Below are 12582 nucleotides of genomic sequence, written 5' to 3' on the forward strand. Positions count from 1 at the left end.
TTTTAGCTTTGTCTAAAATTTAATTTAAACAAATGAAATATTTATTTTTGCTAATATCATTAATTATGAATGGCATTTTATTTTCGCAAAGCAGTTCAATTTCAGGTAAAATAACTTTCGAAAGTAAAGCAATTCAACTAACTACAATTGAATTACTTAAAAGCAGTTACAAAACACAAATCGATAGTCTGGGAAATTATAGAATAGAAAATGTTGCTGCTGGTAATTACAAAATTCAAGTTACGTCTCTTGGACTACAAGCCATAAATAAAAACATTTCTCTCAAAGAAAATGAAACTCTAATTCTGGATTTTAAACTTAAAGAAAACGAAAATGAGCTCAACGAAGTTGTGGTTTCAGGAACTTTAAAACCGATAAAACGATTGGAAAGCGCCGTTCCTGTTGAAGTCTATAACCCTGTATTTTTCAAAAAAAATCCAACTGCCAGTATTTATGAAGCTTTACAAAATGTAAACGGAGTAAGACCACAACTCAACTGCGGTGTTTGTAATACTGGGGATATCCACATTAATGGTCTTGAAGGCCCTTATACTTCGGTAATGATTGATGGAATGCCTATTGTGAGTAGTTTGTCGACTGTATATGGATTGTCTGGGATTCCAAATTCATTAGTAGAACGAATTGAAATCGTGAAAGGACCTGCTTCTTCATTGTACGGAAGCGAAGCTGTTGGCGGATTAATCAATATCATCACCAAAAATCCAACCAATGCTCCAGTCTTTTCCGCAGATGTTTTTACAACTTCCTGGTTGGAAACGAATGCTGATATAGGCGTAAAATTTAAAATAAAAGAAAAAGCAACTTCTTTATTAGGACTGAATTATTACAATTACAATCAAACTATTGATAACGATAATGATGGTTTTACAGATGTAACTGCACAAAATAGAATTTCAGTTTTCAATAAATGGAATTTTAACAGAGAACAAAATCGCTTATTTACTATTGCAGTCCGAGGAATGTATGAAGATCGTTGGGGTGGCGATGTCAATTGGGAAAAGAAATATCGTGGTGGCGACCAAATTTATGGCGAAAGCATTTATACCAAGCGAGGAGAACTTTTAGGAAGTTATCAATTGCCAACAACCGAAAAATTAATACTTTCTTTCTCAGGAACGATGCACTTTCAAGACAGTCGATATGGAACGACTTCTTATATTGCTAATCAAAAAATTGCTTTTGCACAATTGACTTGGGATAAAAAAATTAAAAATAATGATTTACTCACCGGAATCGCTTCCCGTTATACTTATTACGATGACAACACCGCTTCTACAGCCATTTTAAGCGAAAACAATCCAGAAAAGACCTGGCTTCCGGGGATTTTTCTACAAGATGAAATCACTTTTAGCGAGAAACACAAAATTCTTTTAGGAATTCGATATGATTACAACTCCATTCACGGAAATATTTTCACACCACGATTTGCTTATAAATGGAAAATCAACAACAATAATATTCTTAGATTTAATACAGGTACAGGATTTAGAGTAGTAAATCTTTTTACCGAAGACCATGCCGCATTAACAGGTTCACGTGAAGTAGTCATTACCAACAATCTAGACCCGGAAAAATCAATAAACGCCAATTTGAATTATATTAAGAAAATCTATTTTGATAATGGCACATTCGTAGGTATAGAAACCACAGCTTTTTACACCCGATTCAGTAATAAAATTGTATCCGATTATGAAACTGATCCTAACAAAATCATTTATGACAACATTAATGGCTATGCTTTGAGTCAAGGAATCAGCTGTAATACTGACATTAATTTTACAAACGGATTAAAATTCATTCTTGGTGCTACTTATATGGATGTTTCCAATGTTGAAAACGGAATCAAAACGAGACCTTTTTTAACCGAAAATTTCACTGGAACTTGGAGCATTTCGTATAAAATAAACCCAATTAACGTTTCTATTGACTATACCGGAAATGTTTACAGCCCAATGAAATTACCTCTGTTAAGTGAAACCGATCCGAGAAATCCAAATTCCCCTTGGTACAGTTTGCAAAATATTCAGTTCACTTACACGGGATGGAAAAATTTCGAAATGTACGCTGGAATTAAAAACCTGCTAAACTTTACGCCTAAACAAAATAACCAATTTCTGATTTCGAGAACCGAAGATCCATTTGACAAAAACGTTCAATATGACACCAATGGAAAAGTATTGGTAACACCTCAAAACCCATACGGATTAACTTTTGACACTACTTATGTTTATGGTCCGAATCAAGGGATTAGAGGCTTTTTTGGTCTCAGATATAATTTTTATTAAATGAAAAAAAGGTTTTTCATATTGTTGATTTTCTTTTGTACAATTGCATCGGGTTTTGCCCAATTGAAAACCTATTCCTTTGAAGAAGCCGAAAAACTATCCAAAGAAAATCCAAAACCAATTGTAATTTTCATTCACACATCATGGTGCAAATATTGCAAAATGATGGAAAATTCAACTTTCAAAAATTCTGAAAACATAACTCTTTTAAACGATTATTTTTACTTTATTTCATTCAATGCCGAAAGCAAAGAAGACATTCATTTCAATAATCATACTTTCAAATTCAAGCCAAATGGGCTAAACACAGGAATCCACGAATTGGCTACAGCCTTAGCAACGATTGATTCGCAAGTAGTCTATCCAACAATTACTATTTTACAGCCTGATTTTTCCATACTTTTCCAAAAGCATTCTTTTCTAAATGCCAAGGAGTTAGCCACTATTCTTCAAAAAATAAAAGAATAGTTCTTTATTCAAAAAACCAACAAACCATTTATCAAACTATAACAAAACTTTATACTACAAATTAAATTCTTGCAACTAAACTTTGTAACTTTGTAGTTCGAAAAGTTAAACTTAAAATAAAGAATATGTATCCAGAAGAAATGGTAAAACCAATGCAGGCTGAATTAACCTCTGCTGGTTTTCAAGATTTACATAGTGCTGAAGCTGTAGATAATGCTATCAAAGCTGAAGGTACCACTTTTGTTGTTGTGAATTCAGTTTGTGGTTGTGCTGCTAGAAATGCACGTCCAGGAGCAAAAATGAGCTTAGAAGGTGGTAAAAACCCAAGTCGATTAATTACAGTTTTTGCTGGTGTTGACAAAGAAGCTGTTGATGCTGCAAGACAACATATGTTTCCTTTTCCTCCATCATCGCCAAGTATGGCTTTGTTCAAAAATGGGGAATTAGTTCATATGTTAGAGCGTCATCATATTGAAGGACGTCCTGCTGAAACAATTGCAGAAAACTTAAAAGATGCTTTTAACGAATTTTGTTAATTCAATCTAAAAATCAAATGAAACGTACTGCATTAGCGGTACGTTTTTGTTTATAATCCTTTCTAAAAATTGCTGTTTTGAATAAAGAAGTTTCTTTTATTGAGTTTGTTGCCATTGATAATGAACAACGCTATCCTATCAAAGTTAAGCATGGCAGTTATCCTAATTTAATGTTTTTATTAAAAGAAGAACTAAGTTTAGATTCCTTTGGCGAATGTGGAGGTGTAGGCCGCTGCGCTACTTGTGTAGTGAAAGCCATTGGAATAAAAGGAAATTCGGCAATAAAGGAACGGAATGAACCTGCTACTTTGCAAAAAATGGGACATTACGAAGAAGTTATTCGGCTTTCCTGTCAATTGTATGTCACTAAAGATTTAGAAGGGTCAGAAATCACTGTTTTAGAAAACTAATTATCAAGATAAAGAACAATATTATAAAACCAAAACCACGCAAATTTGCGTGGTTTTGGTTTTATAATATTAATTGAAAATCTAATTCCAACCGCCTCCTAAAGCTCTATACAACTGTATAGTAGAACTTAATTGATTTTGTGTTAGCTCTGAAAGACTTAATTCAGCATCAAATAAAGAACGTTGAATTTCAAGAACTTCTAAATACGAAATATACCCATTGTCATATCGAGCTTCAGAAAGTTTCAAGTTTTGTCTAGCAGCAATAACTTGTCTATTTCTGGCAGCATATTCTTCTTTGTAAGTTCTAACGTCTTGTAAAGATTGCTCCACTTCTGCAACAGCTACGATACACGTTTTTTGATAGGTCAACTTAGCTTCCTCGGCAATTTGACGGTAAATATCAACTCTACGTTTGTTCTTTCCAAAATTAAAAATAGGACCAGTAATAGACCCACTTGCGTTTTGTAGATAAGAAGAACCATCAAATAAATGATTCAAATCACTATTTGCAAAACCCGCTAAGGCAGCAATATTAAACGAAGGAAAACGCATCGCTTGCGCCACACCAATTCTTTCATTGGCTGCCATATACAACCTTTCTGCTTGATTTACATCAGGTCTATTTCTCAATAGAATAGACGGAATAGATACTGGAATTGCATTAGCTACTTCAAGTTCCATATTGGTTTTACCACGAGGTATCAGTGCTGGTGTTTGACCAATCAATATCGAAATCGTGTTTTCAAGATAGGTAATTTGACGCTTAACAGCTGGAATTGTAGCTTCGGCAATAGCTACTTGTTGTTCGATTTGAACTTTATCTACTTCCGAAACATATCCTGCTAAAAATCTTTTATTGATGATATCATAACCATCTTGTCTCGATTTGAGTGTGTTTTGAGCAATTAGTAATCGATTATCATAATCTCGAAGCTGAAAATAAGCTACTGCAATATCGCTTACTAGATTCGACAGAATAACTTTTCGACCTTCATCACTGGCGATTAATTCATCTTGAACCGCTCTGTTTTCGTGACGCACTTTACCCCAGAAATCCAATTCCCAAGAAAGATTAGCAGAAACATTTGAAGGGACAAAACTCTTTTTATTGCTATTTACAGTTCCACTATAACCAATTGCCGGTAATAAATCTGCTTTAGAATATCCTAATTCGGCTCTCGATTTTTCGATACGAGCCAAAGCAATTTTCATATCGTAGTTGTTTGCAAGTCCCTTAGTGATTAAGTCTTTTAAAACATCATCATTAAAAAGATCAAACCATTTCATATTTACTACAGTGGCCAAAGTATCTACATTTGCTGGACCATTATTGAAATCAGCAGCATTTTGATCTTTTGGTTTGGCATATTTTGGCCCTACCAAACAACCCACAGGAAGTATGGCAAGGACAATTATAATCAGTATAATTTTAAATTTATTCATGGTGATCTGTAGTTTTTGAATCATTAGTACTATCAGTTGCTACAACCTCATCTTTCTTTTTTCCTATATTTTCAATCATTACATACAAACCGGGAACAATTAATACTCCCAAAACTGTAGCGATTAACATCCCGCTGAATACTGCCATTCCCATTACGATACGTGCTTGAGAACCAGCTCCAGTTGCTGTAAGTAATGGAACAACTCCTAATATAAAGGCAAAAGCAGTCATCAAAATTGGACGAAAACGAAGTTTAGCCGCAATCATTGCCGATTCGTATAATGGTTTGCCTTTATCATATTCTTCTTTGGCAAATTCGACAATCAAAATGGCGTTTTTAGCGACTAGTCCAATAAGTAATACTAATCCAATCTGTGCAAATACATTATTGACATAAGCATCACTACCCATACGAGCTAAAAACAATCCTAAGAACGCTCCAAACACTGCAAAAGGAGCTCCAAGTAATACACTAAAAGGTAATTTCCAACTTTCGTACTGCGCCGCAAGAATTAAGAACACAAACACCAACGCCATCAAGAATACAGTTCCTCCACCTGGCGAATGTTTTTCTTGATACGATAAGTTGATATAATCATAACTCATATCAGCAGGCAACGTTTCTTTGGCAACTTGCTCTAAAGCATCTAAAGCTTGTGCACTACTATAACCATCATTAGGACTTCCTCCTATTTCGGCAGCTCTAAATAAGTTCAAACGGTTTGTAAAATCAGGACCCGTAACTTTAGAAGCAGTAACAAGTGTTGATATAGGCAACATATCACCTTTATCATTTCTAATATAAATACTATTTAAATTTTCTGGTTTCAAACGGTCAACCGCTTCCCCTTGCAAATACACTTTATATTGACGTCCAAAACGGTTAAAATCATTGACATAACTTCCTCCCAAAAAGGCTCCTAAAGCTTCTGTAACCTTAGATACTGGAATACCTAATTTCATTGCTTTTTGATTATCAATATCCAGCTTTATCTGAGGTGTACCTGCATTAAAAGTGGTGTAGATTCTTTTTATTTCAGGACGTTTTTGCGCTACTGCAATAAAAGCTTGCGTTTGCTGTGCTAAATATTGAGCTGAATTTCCACCTCTATCTTGCAACATTAAACTAAAACCTGCTGATGCTCCAAGACCTTGAATCGCTGGAGGACCAAAAGAGAAAGCGGTCGCGTTTGTAATTTGAGTGGATAATTTTTTATTCAAACGATCTACAAATTGTTTGGCCGTTTCAGTTCTTTCTTCCCAAGGTTTTAACGAGATAAAGACAAAAGCATTATTCGGTTGGTACGAACTTGTAAGCATACTAAAACCAATAATGTCAGTAAAAGACAATATATCTTTTTCTTCTTTCAAAAAACCATCAATTTTCTTCGAAACTTCATCTGTACGCTGCAAAGAAGAGGCTGGAGGCAATTGAATGTTTACCATTACATACCCTTGATCTTCTTCGGGTATAAATCCTGGTGGAATTCCTTTTCCTAAAAATACTACCGCTACTAAAACCACAACTAGTAGAATTATAATACGCATGGCTTTTTTAGCAAAAAAAGTAGCTCCAAATAAATATTTGTCGGTTACTTTTTCAAAAATTCGGTTGAACCCTGTAAAAAACTTCGCCAACCATCCTGTTTGTTCACTTACAGGTTTTGTAGGTTTTAATAACATCGCGCACAAAGCAGGACTCAGTGACAATGCACTAAATGCAGAGAATGCAACAGAAACGGCAATGGTTATGGCAAACTGTTGGTAAAAACGACCTGTAATTCCGGGTGTCATAGCAACGGGTACGAATACTGCAATTAAGATAAGTGCAATGGCAATTACTGGTCCTGAAACTTCTTTCATCGCCTGAATGGTGGCATCTTTAGGAGATTTTCCGTGTTCAATATGATGGATAACGGCTTCAACCACTACAATCGCATCATCGACGACAATACCAATCGCTAGTACCAAACCTAATAATGATAAAGTGTTTATCGAGAATCCTAACATTGGGAAAACCGCAATAGTTCCAATTAACGAAACTGGTACTGTAATAAGTGGAATTAAAGTAGCTCTCCAATTTTGAAGAAATATAAATACAACTAAAATAACTAATATAATGGCTTCAATTAAAGTATGAACAATATCATCAACCCCAGCTGTAATCGCAAGTGTTGTATCCAATGATTCTTGGTAAACAAGGTCTTTAGGAAATTTTTCAGCCATTTGTTTCATTGCTGCTTTAGCTAACTCAGAAACTTCAAGCGCATTACTTCCAGGCATTTGATACAAAGCAACCACAGCACTTGGCGAGCCATTTCGGCGTGCACTTGAACTGTAATTTTCAGTTCCTAATTCAATTCTTGCGATATCACTTAGTACTACTTCAGCACCATCTGATTTACTTTTAACTACAATTTTAGAAAATTCTTTTTCGGTAACTAAACGATCTTGTAATGTAACTCCATAAGTAAAATCGGTTCCCATTGGAGCTGGCTCCGCACCAAATTTTCCACCAGGGCTAATCATGTTTTGAGCATTCAAAGCATTTTTGACATCATCAACAGTAACGCCTAATCTGCTCATTATATCTGCTTTTAACCAAATCCTCATAGAATAATCACTTCCTCCAAAAAGAGAAACTTCTCCAACTCCTTTGATACGAGCTAATTGATCTACAACATTAATACTTGCATAGTTATTCAAAAACTTAGCATCGTATTTTGGGTTGGTAGATGTAATGGTAAACAACATCATCGGAAAAGACAGCGATTTTTTTACCACAACCCCTTGCTGTTTTACACTCGCAGGCATAAAAGGTGAAGATTGATTTTGCCTGTTTTGCGTAAGCATGTTGGCATTATCTAAATTGGTTCCTACGTCAAATGTTACCTCGATTGTACAAGCTCCATCTGATGTGTTTGTCGATTTTATGTAAAGCATTTGCTCTACTCCATTTACTTTTTGTTCAATTGGAGTAGCAACAGCTTGCTCAACATTCAAAGCATTTGCACCTGTAAAAGAAGTTGTGATTTTTACAACGGGCGGATTGATATCTGGATATTGCGATATTGGTGTCTTTTGTAATGCAAGCAATCCAAGTATCACTGTTATGATACTAATTACAATTGCTACGATTGGTCTTCTAACAAAAAATTCTCCCATAAAAGTTATTTCTAAATTATTATTTAGTGTTTAGTGACTAATTTTCTGTTTTACCTGGAGCCCATTCTACTAATTTTGGGGTGATAACACTTCCTGCTTTTAATAAAGAAGTACCTCCAAGAGCCACTTTATCTTTAGCTGTTAATCCGTCAGTGACTATATAGGAATCTTTATAAGCTGGACCAACTTGAATTATTTTTAAATCCACTTTATTGGCATTGTCTATAACAAACACTTGAAAAACTCCTTGCATTTCAATTACTGAACGTTGTGGGATAAGCAATGAGTTTTTACGAACATCTGTAACCACTTTAGCTTTTACATATTGACCTGGTCTTAGTAAACGATCTGGATTTGCAAATGAAGCTTCAAAAGTTACTGCTCCAGTAGCTGGATCAATTTGTCTATCGGCAAAACTAATTTTTCCCGTTTGTGGATATGTAGATCCATCTGATAATAATAATGAAACTAATTTTCCTGCTCCTACTAAATCAGATTTCTCTTTTTTGATTTCTCTAAAAATACGAAGAAATTCTTGCTCACTCATTGTGAAACGAACTCTTACGTCTCCCAAATCAGAAATGGTATTTAACACTGCATCTGGTCCTGGTTTAACATAATCTCCAACTCTAACTTTCGAAATTCCAATTAATCCCGAAATTGGTGCAAGAATTCTGCAATACCCTAATTCAATTTGTGCATTTTCTAATGTAGCTTTTGCAGATTTTAATGAAGCTGTAGAAGCATTGTAAGAAGCCTTTGCTGAAATTAATTCTCTTTGGCTCACTGCATTCATTTTGGCCAACGGCACCATCATATCATAATCTGACTTGGTTTTTGCCATTCTTGCTTCTACTTCTGCTAAAGCACCTTCGGCATCATTCACTTTAGCTTTGAATGGTAACGGATCAATGGTGTATAATAATTGACCTTTAGAAACCACAGTCCCTTCTCTAAAATTAAGACTTTCGATTACACCATCAACTCTAGGGTTTAACTGGATGTCTGACTGTCCAAAAGTTTGTCCAGTAAATGCAGACTCCAATCTTACGTCCTCTTGCAGCACTTTTGCCACTGAAATCTCTAAAGGTTTGGCCTCTGGGGCAACTTCCTTTTTACAGGAAATAAATAAAGTTGAAAAAGCTATACCAAAAAATAATATCTTATACTTTTTAAATCCATTCATAAAATTATCGTTAAAATTAATAGAAACAAACTACAGTAAAACCTGAAAATTATTGACTAAATTACAAAAACACTGTGAATAATTATTAAATAATTACTAAAATAGTGTGAATTTTTTTTTTAATGAACTGTATGTTAGAATTATATATCCATAGCAAAAAAAACAGTACTATTATTGCGACTATTAAATTTTTCATAATGAACTACTTACACCAACCTTAAAGTACTTGTTAAATGTATTTTTAACTCTTGAATTGTTTGTTTAAATTTTAACAAACAGAGCTAAACAATTGATTATCTTTATGCTTTAATTAGAAATATACACATTATGGCGACTAAAAAAACAGTACTAACAAAAGACAAAATAGTTTCAATGTATATGGATTATACCTTGGAACACAACGAAAAACCAAAATCAGTATATCAGTTTACTAAAATGAATGATTTTACTGAAAGTGAATTTTATTCCTTTTTTGGAAATCTAGAAAGCATCGAAAAAGAAATCTACAATATGTTTTTTGAAAAAACATTGGAATTATTGAACAAAGATGCTCAGTATGAGTCCTATGATATGAAAAGCAAGTTGCTGAGTTTTTATTTTACTTTTTTCGAATTGCTTACTGCAAACAGAAGTTATGTTAGTATGAGCCTTAACGCAAATAGAAATCAGTTAAAAAACGTATTACAGCTTTCGGATTTAAGAAAAAATTTTAAAAAATTTATTGGTGAAATAACTACTGATGAGTTTAAAATTCAATACGAAAAAATACAGGATTTTCAAGAAAAAGCGCTTCAGGAAAGTGCTTGGATACAGTTCGTATTTACATTAAAATTTTGGCTTGAAGATGGATCGCCTGCTTTTGAGAAAACCGACATCTTCATCGAAAAATCGGTGAAACTAAGTTTCGAATTAATGAACATTGCACCAATCAACAGTTTAATCGATTTTGGAAAATTTTTATTCAAAGAAAAAATGCAGACTAGCTAATGAAATCAATCGATTATATACCCACATCAAAAATAGAAAGAGCGACTAAACTAGTGCAGACAGGAGCCAAAGTAGGAGTGAATTACCTGAAGTATTATGGAGAAAAAATGGTCAATTCTGATTTGACCAGAGACAAACTTAACGAAGATAATGCCGAAGACATTTATGACGGATTAAAAAATCTTAAAGGAAGTGCGTTGAAAGTTGCCCAAATGCTAAGTATGGACAAAAGTTTCTTACCGCAAGCTTACGTTGATAAATTTTCGCTATCACAGTTTTCGGTTCCGCCACTATCTGCTCCATTGGTTCTCAAAACTTTTAAAACAAATTTTGGAAAAACACCTTACGAGATTTTTGACGAGTTCAATGCTAATTCTGTCAATGCGGCGAGTATTGGTCAGGTGCATCTTGCGGTAAAAGACGGAAAAAAATTGGCTGTGAAAATTCAATATCCTGGAGTTGCCAATAGTATTTCGTCTGATTTGGCTTTGGTCAAACCAATAGCAATTAGAATGTTTAACCTTCAAGGAAAAGATTCGGATAAATATTTCAAAGAAGTTGAAGACAAATTAATAGAAGAAACAAATTATTTATTGGAATTAAAGCAAAGTCAAGAGGTTGTTAATGCTTGTAGCAAAATCGAGAATTTAGTTTTCCCAAATTATTATCCTGAATTTTCATCAGAGAAAATCATCACAATGGATTGGATGACTGGGATCCATCTTTCGGAGTTTACAGCTAAAAATCCAGACAAAGAAACAGGTGCAAAAATAGGTCAGGCGCTTTGGGATTTCTACATGTATCAAGTGCATGTTTTAAAGAAAGTGCATGCCGATCCGCATCCAGGAAATTTTTTGGTAAACGAGAAAAATGAATTGGTAGCCTTAGATTTTGGCTGTATGAAGCAAATTCCAAATGAATTTTATATCCCTTACTTCGAATTGATTGACAGAAAAGTAATTGATAATAAACAACTCTTTAATGAAAAATTATTTGAATTGGAAATTTTAAGAACGGATGACTCTCCAGAAGAAATAGAATATTTTACCCAAATGTTTTATGATCTTTTGTCTTTGTTTACAAAGCCATTTCAAGGAGAAACTTTCGATTTTTCGGATGAGGAATTCTTTCAAAACATTGCACAATTGGGAGAACGATTTTCAAAAGACACTAATCTCAAAAAAATGAATGGTAATCGTGGTTCCAAACATTTCATTTATATGAACAGAACTTTTTTCGGTCTGTACAATTTAATGTTCGATTTGAAAGCAACCATAATTGTAAATCATTTTAAAAAATACCAATAAGCTAAAAATTAAGAACAATACTTTCTAATTTAGATAAATATAAAATTGACTAAAAGCATGAGGAACATTGTAATTATTGGAGGTAGTAAAGGAATTGGAAATGCAATATTGTTACAGCAATTAGAAAGCAATACCGTCCATAACATCAGCCGAAGTATGCCTACTATTTCCCATGCCAATCTTATGCATTACTCTATTGATGTGCTACAAGATGTATTACCAGAAATAGAAAGTATTGACACCTTAATTTACTGCCCAGGTTCTATCAACCTCAAGCCTATTGGCAGTTTGAGTATCGATGATTTCAGAAATGATTTTGAGATTAATGTCATCGGCGCTGTAAAAGCAATTCAGCATTACCTGCCTGCTTTAAAAAAAGGAATAAATCCTTCAGCCATTTTATTTAGCACTGTTGCAGTCAAACTCGGAATGCCTTATCATGCGAGTATTGCTACTGCAAAAGGTGCTGTGGAAGGATTAGTAAAATCATTGGGAGCAGAATTAGCTTCGAGCGTACGAATAAATGCTATCGCTCCTACTATAACCGAAACATCTCTTTCTGCAAACATTTTAAGAAATGACCGTCTCAAAGAAAACATGATCGAACGCCACCCAATGAAAGGCTATTTAAAACCAGAGGAAGTGGCTGAAATGGCCAATTTCTTAATTTCGGAAAATGCTAAATCCATTTCGGGACAAATATTTGAAATGGATTATGGAATAGTAACCTTTAAAATGTAATAGATGCATTAGTGTAGTTTCAAATAAAT

At 34.1% G+C, this 12582-nt stretch carries 10 protein-coding genes; 7 read left to right on the plus strand and 3 right to left on the minus strand.

What is annotated here, in order from left to right; all coding sequences use genetic code 11:
• Positions 1 to 32 precede the first annotated feature (32 nt).
• The 4 genes from CLU82_RS08305 to CLU82_RS08320 all read left to right on the plus strand — a co-directional run bounded on the left by CLU82_RS08305 (position 33) and on the right by CLU82_RS08320 (position 3720).
• A complete protein-coding gene (locus CLU82_RS08305) occupies positions 33 to 2306 on the plus strand; it encodes a TonB-dependent receptor domain-containing protein (protein WP_100842652.1) in 2274 nt (757 codons plus the stop codon).
• The gene (locus CLU82_RS08310; protein ID WP_100842653.1) at positions 2307 to 2774 is read left to right on the plus strand and encodes a DUF255 domain-containing protein; all 468 of its coding nucleotides are present in this window, start codon (positions 2307 to 2309) and stop codon (positions 2772 to 2774) included.
• Positions 2775 to 2899: 125 nt separating this feature from the next.
• The gene (locus CLU82_RS08315) at positions 2900 to 3310 is read left to right on the plus strand and encodes a BrxA/BrxB family bacilliredoxin (protein WP_100842654.1); all 411 of its coding nucleotides are present in this window, start codon (positions 2900 to 2902) and stop codon (positions 3308 to 3310) included.
• Between the two features lie 77 nt (positions 3311 to 3387).
• Positions 3388 to 3720: a 2Fe-2S iron-sulfur cluster-binding protein gene (locus CLU82_RS08320; protein WP_100842655.1), complete on the plus strand. Its 333-nt coding sequence runs from the start codon at positions 3388 to 3390 to the stop codon at positions 3718 to 3720.
• 81 nt (positions 3721 to 3801) lie between these two features.
• Here the strand turns inward: CLU82_RS08320 and CLU82_RS08325 are convergent, their stop codons facing one another.
• The 3 genes from CLU82_RS08325 to CLU82_RS08335 are packed head-to-tail and all read right to left on the minus strand — an operon-like array spanning position 3802 to position 9518.
• Complete coding sequence (locus CLU82_RS08325; RefSeq protein WP_100844978.1) at positions 3802 to 5166, minus strand: efflux transporter outer membrane subunit; 1365 nt, start codon at positions 5164 to 5166, stop codon at positions 3802 to 3804.
• Positions 5159 to 8332 carry an efflux RND transporter permease subunit gene (locus CLU82_RS08330; protein WP_100842656.1) on the minus strand — a complete coding sequence of 1058 codons (3174 nt, stop codon included), beginning with the start codon at positions 8330 to 8332 and terminating at the stop codon, positions 5159 to 5161. Before CLU82_RS08330 ends, CLU82_RS08325 begins: the two co-directional genes overlap by 8 nt.
• A 37-nt stretch (positions 8333 to 8369) precedes the next feature.
• Complete coding sequence (locus CLU82_RS08335) at positions 8370 to 9518, minus strand: efflux RND transporter periplasmic adaptor subunit (RefSeq protein ID WP_100842657.1); 1149 nt, start codon at positions 9516 to 9518, stop codon at positions 8370 to 8372.
• A gap of 327 nt (positions 9519 to 9845) precedes the next feature.
• On the opposite strand from CLU82_RS08335, the gene CLU82_RS08340 reads away from it, so the two are divergent.
• From CLU82_RS08340 to CLU82_RS08350, 3 genes are read left to right on the plus strand one after another with little or no spacing between them, the layout of a single operon-like run.
• Positions 9846 to 10505, plus strand: coding sequence for a TetR family transcriptional regulator C-terminal domain-containing protein (locus CLU82_RS08340; protein WP_100842658.1), 660 nt, complete (start codon positions 9846 to 9848; stop codon positions 10503 to 10505).
• Complete coding sequence (locus tag CLU82_RS08345) at positions 10505 to 11812, plus strand: AarF/ABC1/UbiB kinase family protein (RefSeq protein WP_100842659.1); 1308 nt, start codon at positions 10505 to 10507, stop codon at positions 11810 to 11812. Before CLU82_RS08340 ends, CLU82_RS08345 begins: the two co-directional genes overlap by 1 nt.
• Positions 11813 to 11869: 57 nt before the next feature.
• Positions 11870 to 12553: an SDR family NAD(P)-dependent oxidoreductase gene (locus tag CLU82_RS08350; protein WP_100842660.1), complete on the plus strand. Its 684-nt coding sequence runs from the start codon at positions 11870 to 11872 to the stop codon at positions 12551 to 12553.
• Positions 12554 to 12582: the final 29 nt, after the last annotated feature.

Source organism: Flavobacterium sp. 5 (genome assembly GCF_002813295.1).
Taxonomy (GTDB): domain Bacteria; phylum Bacteroidota; class Bacteroidia; order Flavobacteriales; family Flavobacteriaceae; genus Flavobacterium.